Origin of the sequence: Acidovorax sp. 22279, from assembly GCF_052045435.1 — a bacterium.
GTDB lineage: Bacteria > Pseudomonadota > Gammaproteobacteria > Burkholderiales > Burkholderiaceae_C > Acidovorax > Acidovorax delafieldii.
Genome location: NZ_JBQEOV010000002.1, coordinates 1 through 24,879 on the forward strand (window position 1 = coordinate 1; position 24,879 = coordinate 24,879).

21 protein-coding genes, 1 tRNA gene and 1 pseudogene are annotated in these 24,879 nt (G+C 65.2%); 17 read left to right on the plus strand and 6 right to left on the minus strand.

What is annotated here, in order from left to right; genetic code table 11:
* Window positions 1–81: pseudogene (locus ACTJKQ_RS02840) on the minus strand (DUF4148 domain-containing protein); the annotation flags it as partial.
* A gap of 276 nt (window positions 82–357) precedes the next feature.
* On the opposite strand from ACTJKQ_RS02840, the gene ACTJKQ_RS02845 reads away from it, so the two are divergent.
* From ACTJKQ_RS02845 to ACTJKQ_RS02855, 3 genes are all read left to right on the plus strand, one after another.
* On the plus strand, window positions 358–2,727 hold the full coding sequence (locus tag ACTJKQ_RS02845; RefSeq protein WP_440595935.1) for a Tex family protein: 2,370 nt from the start codon (window positions 358–360) through the stop codon (window positions 2,725–2,727).
* Window positions 2,728–2,814: 87 nt separating this feature from the next.
* Window positions 2,815–3,645, plus strand: a complete 831-nt coding sequence (locus ACTJKQ_RS02850; protein ID WP_056063447.1) for an HDOD domain-containing protein — start codon at window positions 2,815–2,817, stop codon at window positions 3,643–3,645.
* Between the two features lie 99 nt (window positions 3,646–3,744).
* Window positions 3,745–4,917 carry a patatin-like phospholipase family protein gene (locus ACTJKQ_RS02855; RefSeq protein ID WP_440595936.1) on the plus strand — a complete coding sequence of 391 codons (1,173 nt, stop codon included), beginning with the start codon at window positions 3,745–3,747 and terminating at the stop codon, window positions 4,915–4,917.
* Window positions 4,918–5,248: 331 nt separating this feature from the next.
* On the opposite strand, the gene ACTJKQ_RS02860 is transcribed toward ACTJKQ_RS02855, so the two are convergent.
* Together ACTJKQ_RS02860 and ACTJKQ_RS02865 are read right to left on the minus strand one after the other, a co-directional pair.
* A complete protein-coding gene (locus tag ACTJKQ_RS02860; RefSeq protein WP_440595937.1) occupies window positions 5,249–8,071 on the minus strand; it encodes an EAL domain-containing protein in 2,823 nt (940 codons plus the stop codon).
* Between the two features lie 267 nt (window positions 8,072–8,338).
* Complete coding sequence (locus tag ACTJKQ_RS02865; RefSeq protein WP_056063438.1) at window positions 8,339–9,475, minus strand: iron-containing alcohol dehydrogenase; 1,137 nt, start codon at window positions 9,473–9,475, stop codon at window positions 8,339–8,341.
* Between the two features lie 96 nt (window positions 9,476–9,571).
* Here ACTJKQ_RS02865 and ACTJKQ_RS02870 point away from each other — a divergent pair, with 96 nt between their 5' ends.
* The 3 genes from ACTJKQ_RS02870 to ACTJKQ_RS02880 all read left to right on the plus strand — a co-directional run bounded on the left by ACTJKQ_RS02870 (window position 9,572) and on the right by ACTJKQ_RS02880 (window position 12,331).
* Window positions 9,572–10,441 (plus strand): 2-keto-4-pentenoate hydratase, encoded by an 870-nt coding sequence (locus tag ACTJKQ_RS02870; RefSeq protein WP_440595938.1) that lies wholly within the window; start codon window positions 9,572–9,574, stop codon window positions 10,439–10,441.
* A 61-nt stretch (window positions 10,442–10,502) separates the two neighbouring features.
* Window positions 10,503–11,465 carry an alpha/beta hydrolase gene (locus ACTJKQ_RS02875; RefSeq protein WP_440595939.1) on the plus strand — a complete coding sequence of 321 codons (963 nt, stop codon included), beginning with the start codon at window positions 10,503–10,505 and terminating at the stop codon, window positions 11,463–11,465.
* Between the two features lie 8 nt (window positions 11,466–11,473).
* Window positions 11,474–12,331: a YbgC/FadM family acyl-CoA thioesterase gene (locus ACTJKQ_RS02880; protein ID WP_440595940.1), complete on the plus strand. Its 858-nt coding sequence runs from the start codon at window positions 11,474–11,476 to the stop codon at window positions 12,329–12,331.
* A gap of 63 nt (window positions 12,332–12,394) precedes the next feature.
* Here the strand turns inward: ACTJKQ_RS02880 and ygfZ are convergent, their stop codons facing one another.
* Entirely contained in the window at window positions 12,395–13,312 is a 918-nt protein-coding gene (gene ygfZ, locus ACTJKQ_RS02885; RefSeq protein ID WP_440595941.1) for a CAF17-like 4Fe-4S cluster assembly/insertion protein YgfZ, read from the minus strand.
* A gap of 45 nt (window positions 13,313–13,357) precedes the next feature.
* Here ygfZ and mltG point away from each other — a divergent pair, with 45 nt between their 5' ends.
* From mltG to ACTJKQ_RS02915, 6 genes are all read left to right on the plus strand, one after another.
* Window positions 13,358–14,344, plus strand: a complete 987-nt coding sequence (gene mltG / locus ACTJKQ_RS02890) for an endolytic transglycosylase MltG (RefSeq protein ID WP_304529003.1) — start codon at window positions 13,358–13,360, stop codon at window positions 14,342–14,344.
* A 24-nt stretch (window positions 14,345–14,368) separates the two neighbouring features.
* On the plus strand, window positions 14,369–15,046 hold the full coding sequence (gene tmk, locus ACTJKQ_RS02895) for a dTMP kinase (protein ID WP_395454341.1): 678 nt from the start codon (window positions 14,369–14,371) through the stop codon (window positions 15,044–15,046).
* Window positions 15,043–16,050 carry a DNA polymerase III subunit delta' gene (locus ACTJKQ_RS02900; protein ID WP_440595942.1) on the plus strand — a complete coding sequence of 336 codons (1,008 nt, stop codon included), beginning with the start codon at window positions 15,043–15,045 and terminating at the stop codon, window positions 16,048–16,050. The genes tmk and ACTJKQ_RS02900 overlap by 4 nt, the downstream gene beginning before the upstream one ends.
* A gap of 15 nt (window positions 16,051–16,065) precedes the next feature.
* Complete coding sequence (locus ACTJKQ_RS02905; RefSeq protein ID WP_015013859.1) at window positions 16,066–16,425, plus strand: PilZ domain-containing protein; 360 nt, start codon at window positions 16,066–16,068, stop codon at window positions 16,423–16,425.
* A 63-nt stretch (window positions 16,426–16,488) separates the two neighbouring features.
* Window positions 16,489–17,295 carry a TatD family hydrolase gene (locus ACTJKQ_RS02910; protein ID WP_440595943.1) on the plus strand — a complete coding sequence of 269 codons (807 nt, stop codon included), beginning with the start codon at window positions 16,489–16,491 and terminating at the stop codon, window positions 17,293–17,295.
* Complete coding sequence (locus ACTJKQ_RS02915; RefSeq protein ID WP_440595944.1) at window positions 17,292–17,966, plus strand: ankyrin repeat domain-containing protein; 675 nt, start codon at window positions 17,292–17,294, stop codon at window positions 17,964–17,966. The genes ACTJKQ_RS02910 and ACTJKQ_RS02915 overlap by 4 nt, the downstream gene beginning before the upstream one ends.
* 100 nt (window positions 17,967–18,066) lie before the next feature.
* Here the strand turns inward: ACTJKQ_RS02915 and msbA are convergent, their stop codons facing one another.
* Complete coding sequence (gene msbA, locus ACTJKQ_RS02920) at window positions 18,067–19,869, minus strand: lipid A export permease/ATP-binding protein MsbA (RefSeq protein WP_440595945.1); 1,803 nt, start codon at window positions 19,867–19,869, stop codon at window positions 18,067–18,069.
* Window positions 19,870–20,009: 140 nt separating this feature from the next.
* On the opposite strand from msbA, the gene tolB reads away from it, so the two are divergent.
* The 5 genes from tolB (at window position 20,010) to ACTJKQ_RS02945 (ending at window position 23,652) form a co-directional block, all read left to right on the plus strand.
* Entirely contained in the window at window positions 20,010–21,329 is a 1,320-nt protein-coding gene (gene tolB, locus ACTJKQ_RS02925; RefSeq protein WP_121942778.1) for a Tol-Pal system beta propeller repeat protein TolB, read from the plus strand.
* A gap of 44 nt (window positions 21,330–21,373) precedes the next feature.
* The gene (pal, locus tag ACTJKQ_RS02930; protein WP_056063400.1) at window positions 21,374–21,916 is read left to right on the plus strand and encodes a peptidoglycan-associated lipoprotein Pal; all 543 of its coding nucleotides are present in this window, start codon (window positions 21,374–21,376) and stop codon (window positions 21,914–21,916) included.
* The gene (ybgF, locus tag ACTJKQ_RS02935) at window positions 21,916–22,707 is read left to right on the plus strand and encodes a tol-pal system protein YbgF (protein ID WP_121942779.1); all 792 of its coding nucleotides are present in this window, start codon (window positions 21,916–21,918) and stop codon (window positions 22,705–22,707) included. The genes pal and ybgF overlap by 1 nt, the downstream gene beginning before the upstream one ends.
* Complete coding sequence (locus ACTJKQ_RS02940; protein WP_440595946.1) at window positions 22,707–23,534, plus strand: tRNA threonylcarbamoyladenosine dehydratase; 828 nt, start codon at window positions 22,707–22,709, stop codon at window positions 23,532–23,534. Before ybgF ends, ACTJKQ_RS02940 begins: the two co-directional genes overlap by 1 nt.
* Before the next feature lie 42 nt (window positions 23,535–23,576).
* Window positions 23,577–23,652 (plus strand) — tRNA-Lys (locus ACTJKQ_RS02945).
* Window positions 23,653–23,791: 139 nt separating this feature from the next.
* Here the strand turns inward: ACTJKQ_RS02945 and ACTJKQ_RS02950 are convergent.
* Complete coding sequence (locus ACTJKQ_RS02950; protein ID WP_108499244.1) at window positions 23,792–24,856, minus strand: AI-2E family transporter; 1,065 nt, start codon at window positions 24,854–24,856, stop codon at window positions 23,792–23,794.
* Between the last annotated feature and the right edge of the window lie 23 nt (window positions 24,857–24,879).

Below are 24,879 nucleotides of genomic sequence, written 5' to 3' on the forward strand. Positions count from 1 at the left end.
ATCGGCTTCATCGGCATGGGCGCCAAAAGCGGCGAAAGCGGCAACAGCGGCGACGGAGAGGAAACGGGCGGTCTTGTTCATGATGAAAATCCTTAAAAAAACTTAAAAAGCGTCTCAAAAAAGCCGGGTCAGAAACCGTTCCTGAACCGGGTTCGGTGAGTCGCCTTGCGGGTTCGGCTCATCGATGGGATGAACTGTACGCCGATGGTGTTCAGGGAAAAACCACCCAGTCGTAAACTAACTGTTCCAGTATTGGGAACAATCCGCCGACCCGTCGCCGGGCTGCCAAACCGCCTGTGGCAAACTCGCGCGCTTCGCTTTTTTGTTTGACCGAGTCTCAGAGAGTCCGCCCCACCCATGCAGCAGATCGTTCGGCAGTTGGCCGCAGAAATCAAAGTCAGTGAACAACAGGTGCGCGCAGCGGTGGAGCTGCTGGATGGCGGTGCCACGGTGCCCTTCATTGCGCGCTATCGCAAGGAAGTGACGGGCGGGCTGGACGACATTCAGCTGCGCGAACTGGAGGCGCGCCTGTCCTATCTGCGCGAGCTGGAAGACCGCCGCGTGGCCGTGCTCAAGGCGATTGACGAGCAGGGCAAGCTCACCGATGCACTGCGTGCCGCCATTGCCGCCGCCCCGACCAAGCAGGAGCTGGAAGACATCTACCTGCCGTTCAAGCAAAAGCGCCGCACCAAGGGCCAGATCGCCCGCGAGTTCGGCATCGAACCGCTGGCCGACAAGCTGTTTGTCGACCCCACACTGGACCCCGCCGTCGAAGCTGCGGCGTTCACCAAGCCACCCGAAGTGCTGGATGACGGCAAGCCTGGTGCCGATTTCTCTACCGTGCCCGCTGTGCTGGATGGTGTGCGCGACATCCTCAGCGAGCGCTGGGCCGAAGACCCGGCGCTGGTGCAGAACCTGCGTGAGTGGCTGTGGGCCGAAGGCCTGCTGCGCAGCAAGAAGGTGGACAGCAAGAACGAGAACGACCCCGAGGTCTCCAAGTTCCGCGACTACTTCGACTACGACGAACCCATCGGCCGCGTGCCCTCGCACCGCGCGCTGGCTGTGTTTCGCGGGCGCGGACTCGAAATTCTGGAAGCCAAGCTGGTATTGCCGGTGGAGCCCGAACCCGGCATGCCCAGCATCGCCGAAGGCAAGATCGCCCTGCACCTGGGTTGGAGCCACCAGGGCCGCAAGGCCGATGACCTGATCCGCAAGTGCGTGGCCTGGACCTGGCGCGTGAAGCTCAGCCTCTCGACCGAGCGCGACCTGTTCGCCCGCCTGCGCGACGAGGCCGAGAAGGTGGCGATCAAGGTGTTTGCCGACAACTTGCGCGACCTGCTGCTGGCCGCACCGGCCGGCCCGCGCGTGGTGATGGGGCTGGATCCAGGCATCCGTACCGGCGTGAAGGTGGCCGTGGTGGACGCCACGGGCAAGCTGGTGGAGACGGCCACCGTGTACCCGCACGAGCCCAAGCGCGACTGGGATGGCTCGCTGTTCACCCTGGCCAAGCTGGTGGAAAAACACGGCGTGAACCTGATCGCCATTGGCAACGGCACAGCCAGCCGCGAGACCGACAAGCTGGCCGCTGACCTCATCAAGATGGCCGCCAAGGCCGACCGCGCCATCGAGAAGGTGGTGGTGAGCGAGGCGGGGGCTTCGGTCTATTCCGCCAGCGAATATGCGTCGCAAGAGATGCCCGATGTGGACGTGAGCTTGCGCGGTGCGGCCTCCATCGCCCGCCGCCTGCAAGACCCGCTGGCCGAGCTGGTGAAGATCGACCCCAAGAGCATCGGCGTGGGCCAGTACCAGCACGACGTGAACCAGAGCGAGCTGGCCCGCACGCTGGGCACGGTGGTGGAAGACTGTGTGAACTCGGTGGGTGTGGACCTGAACACGGCCAGCGTGCCGCTGCTCAGCCGCGTGTCGGGCCTGTCCGGCAGTGTGGCCAAGGCCGTGGTGCGCTGGCGCGAGGCCAATGGTGCTTTCAAGAGCCGCAAGCAGCTCATGGATGTGGCCGGGCTCGGTGCGAAGACCTTTGAGCAGAGCGCGGGCTTCTTGCGCATTCGCGGTGGTGACAACCCGCTGGACATGACGGGCGTGCACCCCGAGACCTACCCGGTGGTCGAGCAGATCATGGAAAAGACTGGCAAGCCGGTGGCCGAGATCATGGGCCGTGCCGACATGCTCAAGACCCTGAAGCCCGAGCTGTTTGCCAACGAAAAATTTGGCGTGATCACTGTCAAGGACATCCTGGCCGAGCTGGAGAAGCCCGGCCGCGACCCGCGCCCCGACTTCAAGGTGGCGCGCTTCAACGACGGCGTGGAAGACATCAAGGACCTCAAGGAAGGCATGATCCTGGAGGGCACGGTGAGCAACGTGGCCCAGTTTGGCGCTTTCATCGACCTGGGCGTGCACCAGGACGGCTTGGTGCATGTGAGCCAGCTGGCGCACAAGTTCGTGAACGATGCGCGCGAGGTGGTCAAGACCGGCGACATCGTCAAGGTCAAGGTCATGGAAGTGGACGTGGAGCGCAAGCGCATCGGCCTGTCGATGAAGCTGGATGCCGCGCCACCGCGCCAGGGCGGCGACCGGGGTGCACCCCGTGACAACCGCTTTGAGGGCGCAGGCCGTGGCTACGCACAACCCCAGCGCCGTGGGCCCGAGCCTGTGCAGCAGTCGGCCATGGCGTCCGCATTTGCGAAGTTGCAACAGGCCAAAGGCCGCTGACGCAGCCGGCTGTACCGCCGGTGGTTTTTTGGCCGTGCAGGGGCCCATAATCGCCAGCACCTGAACCAACCACCGGCGCCGTACCCCATGGAGTTGAACGCACTGCTGGCCCAACCTGTGGCACTGCCCAGCCTTCCGCGCGCCGTGGCGCTGCTGATGAGCGAGCTGGCCCAGAACGAACCCAGCTTGCGGCGCCTGAACCAGCTGTTTGGCACCGATCCGGCCCTCGCGGCTCGTTTGCTGGAACTGGCCAATTCCCCCACCTTCCAGCTGCCCGGGCAGATCGCGGGCATCCCCGAGGCGCTGGCGCTGCTGGGCACCGCACAGCTGCGCACGTTGGTCACGTCGGCGCCGCTGGGCACCACGTCGCGCTCGGTGCCCGGGGTGAACATGCAGCAGTTCTGGCGCTACAGCCTCAACACGGCCAAGCTCGCGCGGTCGCTCGCTGGCATCGTCCATCACAACCAGATCGCGGCCTATACCGCCGGTTTGCTGCATGCCTTGGGCGAGCTGGTGATCCATCTGGCGGACCCCGAGAAGGCCCAGTCGGTCAACACCCTGGTAGCCCCGTTTGACCTGCGCCGCGACAAGATCGAGCAACGCATCTTTGGCTACAGCTACGGCCAGGTCACTGCGGGCTGCGCGCGCCGCTGGCAACTGCCCGAGGTGGTGATTGACGCCCTGCAGCACCAGCACGCACCGTTTGACAACAAGGTCTACGAACCCCTGGCGGGCGTCATCCACCTGGCTGCCTGGCGCGCCCGCGCCCGCGAGGCGGAGCTGAACGAAAAAGAGCTGGCCGTGTCCTTCCCTGGCGAAGTGGGGCTGGCCCTGGGGCTCGACATCGACATGGTGCTGCAGCAAGACCCCATTGACTGGACCGCTCGACCGGATGCGGCGGCGGATTTCATCGTCTAGTTGCCCGGTAGCGGGTCAGGCGGTTGCTGGGGAAGGCGCTGTTGAGTAAGGTCTACGGATTGACGGTGCTGCCCCAGCCGCTTTGCGACAATCAGCGCCATGAAAGCATTGCGCATCCATGCTGGCCCCCGCGCCCGCCAACACCTGGAACAACAGGGCCTGCGGCCCGCTGACGTGGGCGTAATCCCGGCAGCGGCTGGCGGTCCCAAGGGACTGATCCTGGGGCCGATGGACCGGTTCATTTTTGGGGAGTGGCTGCCGCGCTCCGATCAGCCAGTGCACCTGGTGGGCGCCTCGATTGGCGCCTGGCGCATGGCCACGGCCTGCCTGCAGCAATCGGTGGCGGCTTTTGAGCGGCTGGAGCACGACTACATCCACCAGGACTACGAGCTGCCACCCGGCAAAAAGCGCCCCACGGCCGCCCATGTGAGCGAGCGGTTCGGCCAGAACCTGGAGGCCTTCTACGGCGGGCGGGTGCAGGAAGTGCTCAGCCACCCCCGCTACCGCCTGCACATCGTCACGTCCCGGGGCCGCCATGTGCTGGGGCGCGAGCATGCGCTGGGCACGCCGCTGGGGTATCTGGGGGCGTTTGTGACCAACACCGTGCACCGCAAGGCGATGGGAGCCTGGCTGGAGCGGGTGGTGTTTTCCTCGTCGGGTGCGGCCTTGCCTTTTGCCACGACCGACTACCGCACCCGGCAGGTGGGGCTGAACGCAGACAATTTCATGCAGGCGCTGCAGGCCAGCTGCTCGATCCCGTTTGTCTTGCAGGCCGTGCACAACATCCCGGGCGCGCCCCGGGGCGCCTACTGGGACGGTGGCATCACCGACTACCACCTGCATCTTGCCTATGGCCTGCCGAACGGTGGTGCTTCTGAATTGATAGCTGCTCAGGCAATGAGTACTAGCGCTTCCGGCGAAAAAGACTCAAAAACTGCGTCTGATCGGCTGCGCGCGGTTGCTGGCGGCCTCGTGCTCTACCCCCACTTCCAGCACCGCGTGGTGCCGGGCTGGCTGGACAAGGGGCTGAAGTGGCGCCACAAGGCCACGTCCGCGCTCGACAACATGGTGGTGCTGTCACCCGACCCGGACTGGGTGCGCCGATTGCCCAACGCCAAGCTGCCCGACCGCAACGACTTCACCCACTACGGCACGGACAGCCGTGCCCGGGCCCAGGCGTGGCTCGCGGCCACGCGTGCCAGCCAGCAGCTGGTGGACGAGTGGCGCGAGTGGCTGGAGCGGCCTGACATGGGAGCGGTGCAGCCGCTGTAGGCCGCCAGAGCGGACGCGCCTCTGGGGCGCATTGGGTCTCCTGCGCTGGCCGCAGGCTCTCAGAACCTGTTCAAAGTCTTTTTGGAGTTGCACAAGTACCTTGCCGGGATGGGATGCCAGGCGCGGTGCGCCGCCGATAGCCCGTGCTATCGGCAAGCGCCGCAACGCCGCAGACCGCCCGGCAAGGCACTTGCCCGCAGGGTTGGAGTGAAATCGGGCGATTGAACGCCCCGGCTGCTTGCCTGGGCACGAGCCCATGCGGCGCATCCGAAGCATCCACTCATCCCGATTGCACTTCAATGCAATCTCCAAAATGACTTTGAACGGGTTCTTAGGTCGAAGCAGGGCGACGTGCCGCCTCTTGCACCGCCCTGGCAGCATGGCGTACAGCGTGGTCCCGGGCCCAAGGCAGCACGTCGGCCGCGGGCATGGGTCGGGCAATGCCATAACCTTGTGCGCGTTCGCAACCCAGCTCTAGCAGCTTGGCGCAGTGCTCGGCGGTTTCGACGCCTTCGGCCACCACATGGCGGTGGAACGCAGCCGCCAGCGCCACGATGGCTTTGACGAGGGTGAGGTCGTCGCCGTCCTCCAGGATGCCGCGCACGAAGGACTGGTCGATCTTGATGGTCTCGGCGGGCAGGCGCTTGAGGTAGGACAGGGACGAAAAGCCGGTGCCGAAGTCGTCCAGCGCAAAACGCACGCCCAGGGCCTGACAGCTTTGCATCATGCGGCGCATGTACTGCATGTCTTCGAGCGCGGCGGATTCCAGGATCTCCAGCTCCAGCCGCGAGGGAGACACCTCGGGGCAGGTGTGCAGGATGTCCTTGAGCCGCTGCACAAAGTTGGGCCGGTGAAAGTGGGGCGCCGCGATGTTGACGCTGACCTCCCATCCCATGCCCGCATCGCTCCACACCCGCATCTGCGCCAGGGCCTGGCGCAGCACCCATTCGCCCAGTTCGACCTGCAGGTCCGTGTCCTCCACCAGCGGCAGCACGTGCTGCGGGCCCAGCAGCCCCTCTTGCGGGTGTTGCCAGCGCAACAGGGCTTCGAGCCCGATGATCTCTCCCGTGCGCAGGTTGACCTTGGGCTGGTAGTGCAGCACCAGTTCGCCCGCGTGCAGTGCGCGGGCCACCCGGGTCTGGCGGGTGTGCTGGGTCTGCACGGCGTGGTCGTGTTGCACGTCGAACACGTGCAGCTGGTTGCGCCCGAAGCTCTTGGCCTGGCACATGGCCTGGTCGGCATGGCGCAGCAGGGTGTCGGGGTTGGCGTCGTCTTGTGGAAACACGGCCACGCCAATGCTGACGGTGATGTTCACCAGGCGGTCGTCAATCGCATAGGGCGCGGCCAGTTGCTGCATCAGCACGGCCAGGCGCGCCTCGATGGCGGGCACATCGGGCTGTTCGCCGAGCAGCAGCACAAACTCGTCGCCGCCCATGCGGGCCACGGCTTCGTGGGCCGTGATGAACGCGCCCAGGCGCCGCGCCACTTCCTTGAGCAGACGGTCGCCCACGCGCTGGCCAAAGGTGTCGTTCACGGCCTGGAAGTGGTCCAGGTCCAGCATGCACACCGCCAGCAGCAGCTGCTTGTTGCGGGCCACAAACAGGGCGTGTGTGAGCTTTTCGGCCAGGGCCGCACGGTTGTACAGACCGGTGAGCGCGTCGTGGCGGGCGTGCCACGAGATCTGGTGGCGCAGGTTGCGTGTTTCGGTCACGTCGCGGAACACCAGCACGCAGCCCGCCGCGTGGCCGCTTCCTTCGCGGATGGCGGCTGCCGTGTACTCGATGGCATAGCGCTCGCCCGAGCGATGGATCAGCACCTCGTAGGTGGCCTGCTGCAGCCCACCCGGCTGGGTGTCGCGTTCGGCGGCTGCGCTGGCTGTGCGGCTGGCAGGCTCTTCGTACAGACGAAACACGTCGTCCAGCTGCCGGCCCAGCGCCTGGTCGGCCGTGAACCCGGTCATGAGCTGTGCGGCCTCATTGATGGTCTCGATGCGCCCGCCCAGGTCGGTGGTGATGACCCCGTCGCCGATGGAGGCGAGGGTGACCTCGGCACGTTCCTTTTCAGCGCGCAGGGCTTCCTGGGCGCGCTTGCGCTCGGTCACGTCCACCAGCGTGCCGATGGTGCCAGCCAGTTCGCCGTTGGTGCTGGTGAAGGGCGCTTCGAAATACGCCATGTCCAGCGGGGGCTGGTGGGGCGGGCGGATGCGGATCTCGTTGTCGTGCGCGCTGGCGATCCGGGCCGACCGTTCCGGGGCCAGTTCGGCCGGCAGGCTGGCCCCTGCAACGCCGTCAGCACCTGGCTGTGACTGGAACAGGCGCTGCCATGCGCGGTTGGCGTCCAGGTAGGTGCCGTCGGCATGGCGCACAAACACGGGCAGGGGCAGGGCATCGATCAGCTGGCGGGTGAAGTGCAGTTGCTCGCTTTGCTGGCGCTGTGTTTCATGCAAGGACAGCACCAGAGATTGCACTTTGCCCGCCATGTCGTTGAAGGTCTCGGCCATGGCACGGGACTCCAGCGTGCCGGTGACCTCCATGCGCGTGCTCAGATAGCCTTGGCGAAACGCGTCGGTGGCCTGGGCCAGGCGCTGCAGCATGCGGGCATTGGCCCGCAGCAGCAGCGTCAGCAGAAAGAAGATGGTGAAGATGTTGAGTGCCGAGATGCGTGCCTGTACCAGCACGGTGCCCCACACCTGGTCCGCCAGGGGCTGCGGGTGGGCCGTCACCGTCAGTCGGCCCGATGTGCCGTCTGCCAGCGCGAGGCCGGACTGCTGCACAGGGGCGGAGAGGTCCAGCCAATCGGTAAACCATTTCGGAGCATTGGCGGGGTAGGGGAGGGCGGTGACCTCAATGGCGGGCTGGTCGGCGGCCTGCCATTTGATGGACGCCACTGCTGGCGCTGCCTGCGCCAACCCCTCGGTCAGGATACGGGTCACGGTGTCGGCATCGGGCGCGGGCATGGCGGCCAGGCGCAGCTGCAAAGGATCGCTGGCGCGCCGCAGTTCGGTAGAGCCTTGCTGCAGGGCTTCGTCGATTTCTGCGGTCAGCAGGTAGTGGTAGCGCACCCCAGTGACCAGCAGGATGATCGCCACGATGGACACATACAGCCGGGGGTAGGTGCCCCGCAGAAGCCAGGTGGTGAGATTTCCGGTGCGCATTGACGGTGGTCCTCCCCCACAACCCCAGTGGTAATGAATGGTTAATTAATTGTTGACAGCGGCGAGTCTATCTTGTGAGAAGTTGTGAGCGTGGTTTTGCATCGCGCTACCGGCGCGGTGTTGCTGATGTGTGACGTTTTGTAAAACTGCGGAGCTGCCAGCACGCGCAATGCGCGCCTGACAAGTGCACGGGCACGCGCTGGCTCTCTGCCATGTGCCGCCGCGCTCAGGTGCGCGGCGGTGGTACCGAGGGGGAGGCGGCTGGGTTCAGAGCGACTGGGCCAGCATGTCGCGGTATTCCTCGGGGGTGGCGATGCGCGGGTTGGTCTTGTGGCAGTGGTCGGCCATCGCGCCCTTGATGATGTCGTCGAACATCGCCTCGTTCACGCCCATGGCGGCCAGGCCGGTGGGCAGGCCCAGGCGGGCGTTCATGTCGCGGATGGCTTCGGGAATATCGCCTGCGCTGGCCAGGCCCATGGCGTGGGCCATGCGTTCCAGGCGCTTTTCCTTCTGCACCGATTCCGCCTGTGCATTGAAGCGCACCACGGCGGGCAGGAACATGGCGTTGAGCGTGCCGTGGTGCAGGCGCGGGTTCACGCCGCCCAGGCTGTGGCTGAGCGAGTGCACGGCGCCCAGTCCCTTCTGGAAGGCCATGGCGCCCTGCATGCTGGCGCTCATCATGTGCAGGCGTGCATCGCGGTCGCTGCCGTTTTTGGTGGCCTGCTCGATGTTCGCCCAGCCGCGCGTGAGGCCGTCCAGCGCAATGCCGTCAGCGGGCGGGTTGAACGCGGCGGACATGAAGGTTTCCATGCAGTGCGCAATCGCGTCCATGCCCGTGGCTGCTGTGAGCATGGGGGGCAGGCCGAGGGTGAGTTCGGGGTCGCAGATGGCGGTCTTGGGCACCAGGTTCCACGAGTGAAAGCCGAGCTTGCGGTGGTCGTCCACGATGATGATCGCGCCGCGCGCCACCTCGCTGCCCGTGCCGCTGGTGGTGGGCACGGCGATCAGCGGCGCGGCGCGGTCGGTGATGCGCGGCGAGCCGCCTTCGATGGTGGCGTAGTGCGTCAGCGGCCCCTCGTGCGTGGCGGCAATCGCGATGCCCTTGGCGCAGTCGATCGCGGAGCCCCCGCCCACGGCGATCAGCCCATCGCAGCCCTGGGCCTTGTACATGTCCACGGCGGCGCGCACGGCGGCCTCCGTGGGGTTGGAGGGGGTCTGATCAAACACGGCCACCGTCATGCCGGGCAGCGCGTCCAACGCCTTTTGCAGCACGCCGGCGGCCTTCACACCGGGGTCCGTCACGATCAGCGGGCGGGTAATGCCCACGCGCTCGCATTCCTGCTTGAGCAGCTGGACGGCGCCGAATTCAAACTGGATCTGGGTGACGTAGTAGATGAAAGCCATGGTGCAACAAGGTGTGTGAATGGGAGTGCCAGCGATTACGATAGCTCGCCAGCCTTTGAAAAGGTTCTGAGCCCACTTTATAAGGAGGAGACAGCCTTGAAAACGAAGCAAACCCTGATGGCGGCCCTGGTGGCCGTCGCATCTGTGACAAGCGCCCAGGCCCAGTGCCTCACGGACGCGCAGGCCGCCGACCTGGTGGCTAACTATGTGGCCAAGACCCCGGCGGCCAACCCCGAGAACCTGACGGACGCCGACGGCGCCTGCACACGCGGCAAGGTCAACGCCTTGCTGGCCCAGCGCATGGGCAAGGTGATTGGCTACAAGGCGGGCTTGACCAACCCCGCCGTGCAAAAGCGCTTCAACACCGACAAGCCCGTGTGGGGCAAGCTCTACGAGGGCATGGTGCTGCCCAGTGGCGCCACGGTGGATGCAGCCTTCGGTGCCCGCCCCCTGTACGAGGCCGACATGCTGGTGCGCGTGAAAAGCGCCGCCATCAACCAGGCCAAGACCCCCATGGACGTGCTGGACGCCGTGGACCAGATCATCCCGTTCATCGAGCTGCCCGACCTGATGGTGCAGGCGCCGCCCAAGCTCAACGGCGCGGGAGTGACGGCCATCAACGTGGGTGCGCGCCTGGGCGTGGCCGGTGTGCCCATCGCCGTGCCGGCGTACCGGGGCGAGCGTTTTGCCATGCTCCAGGCCCTGGCCGACATGAACGTGTCGCTGACCGATGGCGCGGGTGCGCGCCTGGGGAGCGGCAAAGGCAGCGACATCCTGGACCACCCACTCAACGCGGTGGTGTGGCTGTCCGGTGCGCTCGCGCAGGAAGGCCTGGCCATGCAGCCGGGCGACCTGATCAGCCTGGGCTCGTTCTCCGCATTGCTGCCGCCCAAGGCTGGCTTGTCGGTGACGGCCACCTACGACGGCTTGCCCGGCGCGGCACCCGTGCGACTGAGCTTCAAGTAACCCACCCCTGATCGGCCCGCCGCCTTGCGGGCCGTTGTCTTTTCTGCCGAGACCCTGACCGTTGACCGACCTGCACATCCACCACACCCGCCTGACCCCCCAGATGCGCAGCGTGCTCGAACGCATGGCCCGCGCCGGGCACCCGCCGCTGCACACGCGCACACCGCAAGAGGCACGCATCGCCTACCAGGCAGGTGCCGACGTGCTGGAGGTGCCCAAGGCAGCCCTGGCCCGCGTGGAGGACCTGCAGATCCCCACCCGCGATGGTGCCCAACTGCCCGCACGGCTGTATGCGCCCAACACCGACAAGGGCCTGCCCCTGCTGCTGTACACGCACGGCGGCGGCTTCACCATCGGCAACATCGCCACGCACGACATCCTGTGTCGCGAGCTGGCGCGTCTGGCCGGTTGCATGGTGGTCTCGCTGGACTACCGGCTGGCGCCTGAGCACCGCTTTCCCACGGCCAGCAACGATGCGTGGGATGCGCTGCAGTGGCTGGCTGCCAACGCCGAGCGCCTGGGTGCCGACCCGCAGGGCCTGGCCGTGGGGGGCGACAGCGCGGGGGGCACGCTGGCCGCGGTCAACGCCATCCTGGCGCGCGATGCAGGCCTGCCTCTGGCGCTGCAGCTGCTGATCTACCCCGGCTGCGCAGCCCACCAGGACACGCCTTCGCACGCCACCTTTGCGCGCGGGCTGGTGCTGGAGGAGCCCGCCATCAGCTGGTTCTTTGGCCACTACGTGACCACCCGCGAGGAGCGCGAGGACTGGCGTTTTGCCCCGCTGCTGGCGCCGGACGTGGAGGGTGTGGCGCCCGCCTGGATCGGCCTGGCCGAATGCGACCCGCTGGTGGACGAAGGCGTGGACTACGCAGACAAGCTGCGCCTGGCGGGCGTGCCCGTGGACCTGGACATCTACCGGGGCGTGACCCACGAATTCATCAAGATGGGCCGCGCCATCCCCGAAGCGCGCAAGGCCCATGCCGACGCAGCCCGCGCGCTGCGGCTGGCTTTTCACCTGGAGTAAACGAACCCATGCAACGCAGTGATTTCCGTTGTTTCCACCGCCTGCGCGTGCGCTGGGCCGAGGTGGACATGCAAAAGATCGTGTTCAACGCGCACTACCTCATGTACGTGGATACCGCCATGTCCGAGTACTGGCGCGCGCTGGCGCTGCCGTACGAGGCGAGCATGCTGGCGCTGGGCGGCGAGATGTATGTCAAGAAGGCCACGGTGGAGTACCACGCCTCGGCGCGGCTCGACGACACGCTGGACGTGGGCCTGAAGTGCGCGCGCATCGGCAATTCGTCGTGCCTGTTCACGGCGGGCATTTTCTGTGGTGACCGACTGCTCATCTCTGCCGAGCTGGTCTACGTGTTTGCCGACCCGGCCACACAGACCTCGCGCCCGGTACCGGCCGCACTGCGTGCGATCTTTGAAGGTTTTGAAGCGGGCGCCGAAATGGCCGAGGTGCGCACGGGCGACTGGAACACCCTGGGCCGCGATGCCGGCCGCGTGCGCATCGATGTGTTTGTGCACGAACAGGGCATTCCGGCCGAGGTCGAGGCCGATAGGCATGACATCTCGGCGCGCCACGCTGTGCTGTACAACCGGCTGGGCATGCCCGTCGCTGCGGGCCGCCTGCTGCAGCACGCACCCGGAGTGGGCCGCATCGGCCGCATGGCGGTGGACCGGTCGGTGCGCGGTGCGCAGTGGGGCCGCCAATTGCTGGATGCGCTGGTGGACGCGGCGCGTGCCCGGGGCGATGCCGAAGTGCAATTGCACGCCCAGCGCAGCGCCGAGGGCTTTTACCGCCGCGCGGGGTTCACGGTGGTGGGCGAGCCGTACGAAGAGGCGGGCATTGCGCACATCGCCATGGCCCGCAAGCTCTGATGGTTTGCTATTAAAAGGGGAGCTGCTCGGGCATGTAGGACTAGCGCCTGTGCCCGATTTGGCTCAAATATCGTCCAGCAGCGGGTAGGGCAGGGGCAGCAGCGACAGCGCCACGCCGCCTTCTGCGCCCACTTGCAGAGAGCCCTCTTGGGCAGCGCTGATCTGCAGCGACACGATGGTGTCAAACCCGCCGCCCGGCGCAGCGGCTACTTGCACCACGGTGCCGCAGGGTTGTTCGAGGTCGCTGGTGCTGAACACCTCGGCGCCCACCGCCACCTCGGCTGCTGCGTGGGCAATGTAGGCGCGGCGCTTGAGCGTGCCACGGAACTGGCTGCGCGCCACCACTTCCTGGCCGGGGTAGCAGCCTTTCTTGAAGTTCACGCCGCCCACAGACTCGTAGTTGAGCATCTGGGGCACAAAGGCTTCGACCACCGGCGCGGTCAGCGTGGCGACACCGCTGATGGCTTCGCTCCAGAGCCACAGCGTGGCCTCCAGCGCAGGGCCGGCGGGCGCGGGCTCTGTGGCGGGGGCTACCCAGAGGGCGCGCGGGGTGCCATCGGCGGGGTACAGGTGCACCACGGTGGCGGCACCCACATCGGCCTTGGTCCAGGCGGGCTGGGCGCTGCCAGCTACGGAGTTGATAGCGTCTCCGGCAACGCCATAAAGGGAGATGTCACCGGTGGCATCCGTCAGCTTGGCCTTGGCACGCAGCACAAACATCGACAGGCGCTTGAGCGTGGCAGGCAGCAGGTCGCGGCTGCAGACCAGCAGCACCTCGGTGGCGCTACGCTTGAAGCCGATGAAGCTGGCCTGCATGCGGCCCTTGGCCGACAAGAAGGCCGCGAGGCGGGCCTGGTCCATGCCGAGCAGGGCGAAATCCTGGGTGAGCTGGCCGTGCAGAAACTTGGCGGCGTCTTCGCCTTCCACGCGAATCACGCCGAGGTGGGACAGGGGGGCTATGCCATTCAAGGGGTAGGTCATCGCTGAATTATGATGCCCTGATTCATACATATTGGTGGCAGGGTTGTGCGACGTTTACTGGCTTTGATCGTGTTGGTGGGGATCGCACTGGGCGGCGCTGCGTATTGGTGGCTGCACCAGCCGCTCGACGTGGGCCCCGAGCCGCTGGAGCTGGCCATCGAGCCTGGCACCACTCCGCGCGGTGTCGCCCGCGATGTGGTGGCGGCCGGGGTGAAGACGGACGCGCGCCTGCTCTACGCCTGGTTCCGTGTCTCGGGGCAAGACCGCGCCATCAAGGCGGGCAACTACGAAATCCCGCCCGGCACCACCCCCATCAGCCTGCTGCAGAAGCTGGCCCGGGGCGAAGAGGCCTTGCGCGCACTCACCCTGGTCGAAGGCTGGAACTGGCGCCAGGTGCGCCAGGCGCTGGCCAAGGAAGAGCAGATCAAACACGATGCTGCCGCCTTGACCGACGAGGTGCTGATGGCCCAGCTGGGCCGCCCCGGCGTGGCGCCCGAGGGGCGTTTCTTCCCGGACACCTACACCTACGCCAAAGGCTCCAGCGACATCGCCTTGCTGCGCCGGGCGATGCACGCCATGGACCGCCATCTGGAGGCTGCCTGGGCCCAGCGCGCGGCCGACACCCCGCTCAAGTCGGCGGACGAGGCGCTGACGCTGGCCAGCATTGTCGAAAAGGAAACTGGCAAGGCCAGCGACCGGGGCCAGATTGCAGGCGTGTTCGTCAACCGCCTGCGGGTGGGCATGCTGCTGCAGACCGACCCCACGGTGATCTATGGCCTGGGCGAAAAGTTTGACGGCAACCTGCGCAAGCGCGACCTGCAGACCGACACCCCCTGGAACACCTACACCCGCCCCGGCTTGCCGCCCACTCCCATCGCCATGCCCGGCAAGGCTTCGCTGCTGGCCGCCGTGCAGCCGCAGGCCACGCGCGCGCTCTACTTTGTGGCCAAGGGCGACGGCACCAGCCATTTCAGTGCCTCGCTGGAGGAGCACAACCGCGCCGTCAACCGCTACCAACGCGGGCAGCAGTAAACAGTTTCTTGAACCAAGGCGCCCATGTCACGACCCGGTCTGTTCATCACGTTTGAAGGCATCGACGGTGCGGGCAAGTCCTCGCACATCGAAGGCCTGGCCGCGGCCTTCCGCACCCAGGGCCGTACTGTCACCGTGAGCCGCGAGCCCGGCGGCACGCCGCTGGCCGAAAAGCTGCGCGAGATGGTCCTGAACGACCCGATGGATGCGCTCACCGAGTCCTTGCTGATCTTTGCGGCCCGCCGCGACCACCTGCGCAACGTGATCGAGCCCGCGCTGGCACGTGGCGACGTGGTGCTGTGCGACCGGTTCACCGACGCCACCTTTGCCTACCAGGGCGCGGGACGGGGCTTCGACCTGGGTGTGCTATCAACTTTGGAGCGCCTGGCGCAAACCGGACTAGCGCCTGAGGCCAGTTTGATGCGTGAACCCGATCTGACGGTGTGGTTTGACCTGGCGCCCGAGGTGGCGGCCGAGCGGCTGGCCGGTGCGCGTGTGCCTGACCGCTTCGAGGCCCAACCGGTCGAGTTCTTCCGCCGCGTCGCCCAGGGCTACGCTGACCGCGCAGCCGCTGCACCGCAGCGGTTTGCGCGCCTGGATGCGGCGCAAGACCGCCACCGCGTGTGGCAGCAGCTCACCAGCGTGTTTGTGCGCAAGGGCTGGCTTGCCATCATGGTGGCTACGCAGGGAGGGGCGCAATGAGCGAGACCGCCGTGGCCCTGGCGCCCTGGATCGCTGCGCAGCGCACCAGCCTGCTGGCCCAGCGCGGCCACGCGTGGCTGTTGCAGGGGCCGTCGGGTCTGGGGCAATACACCCTGGGGCTGGAAATGGTGCGCGCGTGGCTGTGCGATGCGCCGACAGAGCAGGGCGCCTGCGGCCACTGCGGCAGCTGCCACGCCATCGACGTGCGCACCCATGCCGACCTGTGCGTGCTGATGCCCGAGGTGCAGATGATGGCGCTGGGCTGGCCCCTGTCGGAAAAGGCCCAGGCCGACATTGACGACAAAAAGCGCAAGCCCAGCCGCGAGATCCGCGTGGAGGCCATGCGCGATGCGGTGGAGTTTTCGCAGCGCACCTCGGCGCGTGGCAAAGGCAAGGCCGTGCTGGTTTACCCCGCCGAGCAGATGAACCATGTCACGGCCAACGCGCTGCTCAAGACGCTGGAAGAACCGCCGGGCGACGTGCGTTTTGTGCTGGCCAGCGAGGCTGCGCACCAACTGCTGCCCACCATCCGCAGCCGCTGCCTGGGCCACACCATGGTCTGGCCGGTCGAGGCCGATAGCCTGGCGTGGTTGCAGGCCCAGGGCCTGGCCCTGGATGCTGCAGCGTCGTTTTTGCGCGCGGCAGGCGGGCGGCCTGAGGACGCCTTGGCGCTGGCCCAGTCAGGCCGCAGCCCGCAGGCCTGGTCTGCCTTGCCGCAGGCGGTGGCGCGGGGCGATGTGACGGCGCTGGGCGACTGGGCTCCGGCCCAGGTGATCGACGCGCTGCAAAAGCTCTGCCACGACCTGCTGGCCGCCAGCGTGGGCGCCGCGCCGCGCTACTTTGCGCAGGCCGACCTGCCCAAGACGCCGCCACTGGGTGCGCTCACACGCTGGTCTCGCGCACTGTCCAAGGCGGCGCGCACGGCGGACCACCCGTTCAATGGCGGGCTCATGCTGGAGGCGCTTGTCGCCCAGGCGCGAAACACCCTACACTCCAGACACTAAGCCGCACACCCACCCATGAGCAGTCCATCCACCGCGCCCCGTCCCAGCGTCATGCAGCTGGCCATTAAGGAAAAGGCCGCGCTCTACGCCGCCTACATTCCTTTTTTTGCAGAAGGGGGCATCTTCGTGCCCACCCAGCGCGACTACAAGCTGGGCGACGATGTGTATGTTCTGCTGACCCTGCCCGACGACACCCAGCGCTACCCCGTGGCAGGCCGCGTGGCCTGGGTGACACCGGCCCGTGCTGCAGGCAACCGCACCCAGGGCGTGGGCATCCAGTTCCCCAAGGACGAAAAATCCCGCCAGCTCAAGGCCAAGATCGAGGAATTGCTGGGAACTGCGCTGGGCTCCGACCGTCCTACCCAGACGATCTGACCGCGCCACCGCCGCCCCCGTGCCGACCCGCGCTGGCTGGTCGGCTTTTTTGTTTTTCATCACATGTTCACTGATTCGCACTGCCACCTCAACTTCCCGGAACTGGTCAGCCAGCTGCCCGCCATCCGCCAAGCCATGGCCGAGGCGCAGGTCACCCGGGCCCTGTGCATTTGCACCACCATGGAAGAGTTCGAGGGCGTGCACGCCCTGGCCCTGGCCCATGACAACTTTTGGAGCACGGTGGGCGTGCACCCCGACAACGAGGGCGTGACGGAGCCCAGCGTGCAGGATCTGCTGGACCGCGCGGCGCTGCCCCGCGTGGTGGCGATTGGCGAGACCGGCCTGGACTACTACGGCATGGAAGATCGCAAGGGCGGGCGCAGCATTGCCGACCTGGAGTGGCAGCGCGACCGCTTCCGCACCCACATCCGCGCGGCGCGCGCCTGTGGCAAGCCCCTCATCATCCACACGCGCAGTGCCTCTGACGACACGCTGGCCATCCTGCAGGAAGAGGGCGAGGATGGCGCAGGCAATCTGGCGGGTGGCGTTTTCCACTGCTTCACCGAATCGATGCAGGTTGCGCGGGCCGCGCTGGATCGGGGCTACTACATCTCGTTCTCGGGCATCGTCACCTTCAAGAGCGCGCAGGAGCTGCGCGATGTGGTGGCCTTTGTGCCGCTGGACCGCATGCTCATCGAGACCGACAGCCCCTACCTGGCCCCGGTGCCCTACCGTGGCAAGACCAACAATCCGTCGTATGTGCCCCATGTGGCCCGGCAGGTGGCCGAGACCAAGGGCCTCACGCTGGAGGTGGTAGCGCAGGCCACCAGCCGCAATTTCGACCGCTTGTTCCCTGAGGTGATGGCATGAGCCTGCAACGACGTTCTGCTTTGGCCGCCGTGGCGCTGGGCCTGGTGTCTGTCCGGGCCAGGGCCGGTGCCTATGAAGACTTTTTTGTGGCCGTCCTGCGCGATGACGGTGATGCAATCACTGCGCTGCTGCGCCGGGGGTTTGATCCGAACACCCGTGATCCCAAGGGGCAGGTGGCGCTCACGATTGCCCTGCAAAACGGCGCGAACAAGGCCGTTGCTGCGTTGCTGGCATCCCGTCGGCTGAATGTGGAGGCCCGCAATGCCAAGGACGAAAGCCCGTTGATGATGGCTGCCATCAAGGGCAACGTGGAGGCCGTCAAGGCGCTCATCGCGCGCGATGCCGATGTCAACAAGACGGGCTGGACCCCGCTGCACTACGCCGCGTCGGCAGGTTCGCCGCAGCATGCCGTGATCATTTCATTGCTGCTCGAAAACCACGCCTACATCGATGCAGCATCGCCCAACGGCACCACGCCGCTGATGATGGCGGCGCATTACGGCTCTACCGAGGCCGTGCAATTGCTGCTGGACGAAGGGGCCGACCCTACGCTCAAGAACCAGCTGGGCTTGACCGCCGCTGATTTCGCCTTGCGCGTGAGCCGTACCGAGTCTGCGGAGAGAATCGCTGCGGCTATTCGGAAGCGCCAGCCCAACCGGGGCAAGTGGTAGCCAAGGCTGGCGACAGCAGCACATTGCGGGCTGGTGCAAAGAGGCCCGTCGGGACTGGTTGGAAGTCAGCGAAGGCCAGCGCCGGTCGTGCCGTGCCTAGTTACTCGGCGATGGTCCCTGTGCCCGATGCGGCGCGTGTCTGCAGCCGCGCATACAGCCCACCCTGCGCCATCAGCTCGCTGTGGGTGCCTTGCTCGGCGATGCGCCCGCGCTCCATCACCACGACGCGGTCGGCATGCTCGATGGTGGACAGCCGGTGTGCAATGACCAGGGTCGTGCGGCCCTGCATCAGGCGCTGTAAAGCTTCTTGCACCAGGCGTTCCGATTCGGTGTCCAGGGCAGACGTCGCCTCGTCCAGGATGAGGATGGGGGCGTCCTTGTACAGGGCCCGCGCAATGGCCAGCCGCTGACGCTGCCCACCTGACAACTGCGTGGCGTTGTGTCCCACCACCGTGTGGATGCCCTGTGGCAGACCTTCTACATGCTCCGCCAGGTTGGCGGCAGCCAGGCATTCCCGCACCCGGGTTTCGTTCACGGCCTGGCCCAGCGCCACATTGGTGGCAATGGTGTCATTGAACATCACCACGTCTTGGCTCACCATGGCAAATTGCGACCGGAGGGAGGGCAGGTCCCAGTCCGGCAAGGCATGCCCGTCGACCGCGATGGTGCCCGCCGAAGGCATGACAAAACGCGGGAGCAGGTTGACCAGCGTGGTCTTGCCGGCGCCAGAGGGCCCCACCAGTGCCACGATCTCGCCCGGGGCCACCTGCAGGTTGACCCCGTCCAAGGCGGGGGCGTGGTCGGCGCCAAACGATACAGTGACATTGCTCAGCGTGAGTGCGCCTTGCACGCGGTCCTTGCGGTAGATGCCACCAGTTTCTGCACCCGTGTCGCCCAGCAGCCCAAGGCCGCGTTCCAAAGCTGCTACACCCCGGGTCACGGGGCTGGCCACATCAGCCAGGCGCCGGATGGGCGCGATCAGCATCAGCATGGCCGTAATAAAGGACACAAACCCGCCCACGGTCACGTCCTTCGTATCGACCGCACCCCGGCTCTGCCAGAGCGCAATGCAGATCACCACCGACAGCGCAGCGGCGGCCAGCAACTGGGTCAGCGGTGTCATGGCTGCGGAGGCGATGGTGGACTTGATGGCCAGGCGGCGCAGGCTGCGGCTCAGGTCGGCAAAACGCTGCGCCTGCCCGCCTTGCGCGCCATGCAGGCGCACCATACGATGCGCCAGCACGTTTTCTTCGACCACATAGGCCAGCTCATCCGTGGCCTGCTGGCTGCTCTTGGTCAGGTGGTACAGCCGCCGCGATAGGGTCTTCATGATCCAGGCGACCCCCGGAACGACGACGGCCACAATCAGTGTGAGCTGCCAGTTGAGGTACAGCAAATAGACCAGCAGCGCGACCAGCGTGAAGCCATCGCGCGACAGGCCGAGCAGGGCCTGCACTAGCAACGTGGCCCCGGTCTGCACTTCATAGACCACGGTGTTGGAGAGGGCGCTGGCCGACTGGCGCGCAAACAATCCCATCTCTGCGGCCAGAACACGATCAAACAGCGCCTGGCGCAGTGTCAGCATGCCTTCGTTGGCGATGCGCGCCAGTGCATATTGACCCACAAACTGGGCTACGCCGCGGACGAAGAAAACCCCCAGAATCGCCAGGGGCACCATCCACAGCTGCAAGGTCCCTTGGGTAAAGCCCTTGTCCAGCAGCGGCTGCAGCAGGGCAGGGATGAGGGGTTCGGTGATTGCACCCACCAAGGTTGCAACAATGGCCAGACTCCAGGCCATTCGCTGGTCGCCAAAGTACACCGACAGCCGCCTTAGGCGCGCCATCAAGGTTGTGGGGGGAGTAGGGGCTGTGGCGGGCTTGGTGCCCGTGTCGGTGGCTTGCATGTCGCCCGGATTCTACGTTTGTGCCATGCGCAGCCTGTCCGGCACGGTGTGTCGCGCACAGTTTGTCACAGGGGGCTCGCCGCTGTGTGTAACATTCGGGTTTGCCCTTTCGGCACTTGTTCGGCCACTGCTGGATGCCAATGACCACAGATCGAATCTCCCAACACCCATCTTCCGCAGCTCCGCTGCTTCCCCTGCGCCGCCAGTTGCTGGCCGCACTCATCGCCTCACCATCCATTCCAGCGCTTGCTCAGTTCCGTGTGGAGGTCACCGGCGTTGGGCTGACCCAATTGCCCATCGCCATTGCGCCGTTCCGGGGCGAGGCGCAATCGCCCCAAAAAATTGCGTCCATCGTTCAGGCCGACCTGGAGCGAAGCGGGCAGTTCCGCGCCATTGACGCCTCCGGCGCAGCGCTGGACGAAACCGCGCGGCCAGACGTCGCACTGTGGCGCCAGAAAAGTGCGGATTCGCTGGCCACTGGCAGCGTCACGCGTTTGGCCGATGGGCGTTTTGATGTGCGGTTTCGTTTGTGGGATGTGGTCAAGGGCCAAGACCTGGGCGGACAGAGTTTTGTGGTCACGCAGGGCGACCTGCGCCTGGTGTCGCACCGCATTGCCGACTTCATTTACGAAAAGCTCACGGGTGAGCGCGGTATCTTCTCGACGCGCATTGCCTATGTGACCAAAACCGGCCCCCGTTACAGCCTTTGGGTTGCGGATGCCGACGGCGAGAACGCCCAGTCCGCACTGTCCAGCCCCGAGCCCATCATCTCGCCTGCATGGTCGCCCAACGGGGGGCAACTGGCCTATGTGTCGTTCGAGTCGCGCAAGCCGGTGGTCTATGTGCACGATGTGGCCACAGGTCGCAGGCGCCTGATCGCTAACTTCCGTGGCTCCAACAGTGCGCCAGCCTGGGCGCCGGATGGCCGTACGCTGGCAGTCACGTTGAGCCGCGATGGCGGCTCGCAGCTGTACACCATTGATGCCAACGGCGGCGAGCCGCGCCGCCTGATGCAAAGCGCAGGCATCGATACCGAGCCTGTGTTCTCGGGCGATGGCCGCAGCATTTTCTTTGTGAGCGATCGGGGCGGTGCCCCGCAAATCTACAAGGTGGGTGCGTCCGGTGGCAATGCGGAGCGCGTGACCTTCACTGGCACCTACAACATCTCGCCCAGCGTGAGTCCCGACGGTCGCTGGCTGGCCTACATCTCCCGCGTGGGTGGCGCATTCAAGCTGCATGTGATGGATCTGTCCACGGGCACCGTCAATGCGGTGACAGATACGACGGCGGACGAAAATCCCAGCTTTGCGCCCAACAGCCGGCTCATTGTTTACGCGACCCAACAGCAGGGCCGTGAAGCCCTCATGACCACAACCCTGGACGGCAAGATCAAGGCGCGTCTCGCCGGTCAGGCGGGCGACATCCGCGAGCCGGACTGGGGCCCGTTCCAAAAGCAATGAACTTATCTGCACTTTCAGTTATCAAGCCTTCAGGAGAAATTTGGATGATGAAACGTATTACCCTTGCCCTCACCGTTGCCGCTCTTATGGCGGGCTGCAGCTCTGGCGTTAAGCTGGATGATGTGCCGGTCGAAGACAAAAATGCCACCTCCACCATGGGTGGAGCCAACAACGGTGCGAACTCCGGCAATACCTCGCAAAGCGGCGTGGCGGGCGTGGACCTCGGCCAGTCCGGCCGTGACGGTGCAGGCCCCGTGGGGGTCGCGCGCGTCGTGTACTTTGATTACGACAGCTACGTAATCAAACCCGAGTTCCAGTCGCTGATTGAAGCGCATTCCCGCTTCATCAAAGCGGCCCCCAACCGCAAGGTCATGATCGAAGGCCACACGGATGACCGTGGTGGCCGCGAGTACAACCTGGCACTGGGCCAGAAGCGCGCAGAAGCAGTGCGCCGTTCGCTGGGCTTGCTGGGCGTGCCTGACAGCCAGGTCGAGGCCGTGAGTTTTGGCAAGGAAAAGCCAGCAGCCCAAGGCGCTACCGAAGATGCACGCGCCCAGAACCGCCGCGCTGAACTGTCGTACCGTTAATGACATCCGCTGCACCGGTTTTCTCGTTGCGGGCGCAGGTCACGGCGGCATTGCTCGCCGTGTCGCTGTCTTCTGCCCATGCCGCCATCTTCGAAGACGGCGAAGCGCGACGGGCTATCCTGGAGATGCGACAGCGCGTTGATGGTCTGCAGTTGTCTCAGCAGCGCTCTGCCGAAGAGGTGCGCAAGCTGGGCGAAGAAAACGCTCAGTTGCGCCGCAGCCTGCTGGATTTGCAGACGCAGATCGAGACCTTGCGCGCCGAGCAAGCCAAACTCAACGGCCAGAACGAGCAGCTGTTGCGCGATGTCGGTGAACTGCAGCGTCGGCAGAAAGACATCGCGCAGGGCGTGGATGAGCGATTGCGGCAGTTCGAGCCCATCAAGGTCAATGTGGATGGCCGCGATTTCCAGGCAGATCCTGCCGAAAAGCGGGATTTTGAGGCGGCTCTGGCTGTCTTTCGCTCCGGCAAATTCCCTGATGCAAGTGTCGCTTTCGCGGGCTTTGTGCGGCAGTATCCGCGCAGCGGCTACGTGCCCTCTGCGCGTTTCTGGTTGGGAAATGCCCAGTACGCTACGCGTGAGTACAAAGAAGCCATCGGCAATTTCAAACAAATGCTGACCGACGCCCCCACGCACGCCCGTGCGCCTGAGGCAGCTCTGTCCATCGCCAATTGCCAGATTGAGCTCAAAGACACACGCACCGCGCGCAAGACACTGGAAGACCTCATCCGGGCTTATCCGCAGTCTGAGGCCGCTGTGGCCGCTAAAGAACGCCTGTCGCGGCTCAAGTGATGGAGGGTGATGTGGCTTTTGCCTCGCAGGCTGCGCCAGATGGTGGTGCGGAGTACGCTTCGGAGCGCCGCTTTGGTGGGCTTCAGCGGCTCTACGGAGTGCAGGGCGCAGCCAGAATTCGCTCCGCGCACGTGGCCGTGGTTGGTATTGGTGGAGTCGGGTCGTGGGCCGCAGAGGCCCTGGCGCGCAGCGGCGTCGCGCAAATTACCCTGATCGACTTGGACCATGTGGCTGAATCCAACATCAACCGACAGATCCATGCGCTCACCGATACGGTGGGACAGGCCAAGGTTTTGGCCATGCGTGATCGCATCGCACAAATCCACCCGGACTGCATCGTTCATTGCGTGGAGGAGTTTGTGGAGCCTGGAAACTGGCCGGCCTTGCTGCAAACGCCCGTAGACGCTCTCATTGATGCCTGTGACCAGATCAAAGCCAAAACTGCACTGTCCATATGGGCGCAGGCCCATGGGGTGCTGCACATCACCGTGGGTGCAGCAGGGGGCAAGCGGCATGCGCACAAGGTGGATGTGGATGATCTCGCACTGACCACCCATGACCCGCTGTTGGCCCAAATGCGCTATCAGCTGCGCAAACACCACGGCGCACCGCGGGAGGGCAAGAAGATCGGGGTCACCTGCGTTTTCAGCCGTGAGGCCGTAGCTCCGCCAGATGCTTCCTGCAATATCGATGGCGATGGTTCTTTGAACTGCCACGGCTACGGCTCGGTGGTCGCTGTGACCGCGACCTTCGGCCAATGTGCCGCAGGCTGGGTGCTCGATAAACTTGCAACCAATTTCAAATCGGCTGGAAAAAAGACGCTATAATTCAAGGCTTTGCAGCAATCGACACGATAGCTGCAATCGGTCGGGACGTTAGCTCAGTTGGTAGAGCAGCGGACTTTTAATCCGTTGGTCACAAGTTCGAATCTTGTACGTCCTACCACCCGATTCAAAGCGCATCATTGAATGTGTTTTCAGCCAAAAGCCTCCCTTGGGAGGCTTTTGTTTTTTGCGGCCATTTAAAGCGCCAGTAAAAGACCATCGATGCCCCCTGACTGGTACACGTGGCCGAGGCGGGGGGATCACCGGGTGGGTGCGTCCGCCTCCGGCGGTGGTGAAAAAAGGTCCCAGCTGGCCATGAACAGTGCAGCTATCACTGGACCGATCACAAAGCCCGTGAGTCCGAACAAGGCCATGCCGCCCAGGGTAGAGATCAGCACGATGTAGTCGGGCATCTTGGTGTCTTTGCCTACCAGTATGGGGCGCAAGATGTTGTCCACGAGTCCGATCACGCAGATGCCGAATGCAGTCAGCACCACGCCTTGCCACACAGCGCCTGTTGCCAGAAAGTAGATGGCCACAGGCACCCAGATCAGCCCGGCGCCCACGGCTGGCAAAAGGGACAGGAAGGCCATGAGCACCCCCCACAGCACCGGTCCCTGGATGCCCAAGATCCAGAAAATCATGCCGCCCAGCGCGCCCTGAGAAGCCGCCACCACAATGTTGCCTTTGACCGTGGCCCGGATCACGGTCGTGAATTTACCGACCAGCTGGCGCTTGTGCGCTTCTTCCAGGGGGGTGGCCTGCCCGATACGCTGTGCCAGACTGGCTCCGTCTCGCAGCAGGAAGAACAACAGGTACAACATGATGCCGAAGCTGACAATGAACTCCAGGGTGTTTTGACCGATGCTCAGCGCCTGTGTCGCAACGAATTGACTGGCCTGTACCGCGAAGGACGAGAGCTTTTGCTGCAACTCGCCTACGCTGGTCAGTTGGAGGCGGTCAAGCAGGCCTGCAGCCCAAGCTGGCAGTGCAGCAATGACCTGCTGCAGGTACAGCCCAAAATTGATTTGGCCTGAGCGCACCCGCTCGTAGATTGCGGTGGCTTCCTGAATGAGCGACACCGTGATGGCCGTCATCGGCAAGATCACCACCACAAGGCACAAACCGAGTGTGCATAAGGCCGCAAGCGTGGGCCGCTTGGGCATTTTTCGCAGCAGTTTGCGGTGCAGTGGGGCAAAAAGAATGGCGAGGATGACGCCCCAGAAAACGGCTCCGTGAAACTGCCACAGGATCGCACCGAACGCGACGGTGACGAGGGTGAGCAGCAGCAAAAAGGCTTTGTCCTGGAGGTGTTGATGCGGCATGGAGTGGGGTTTGCAATGGGATA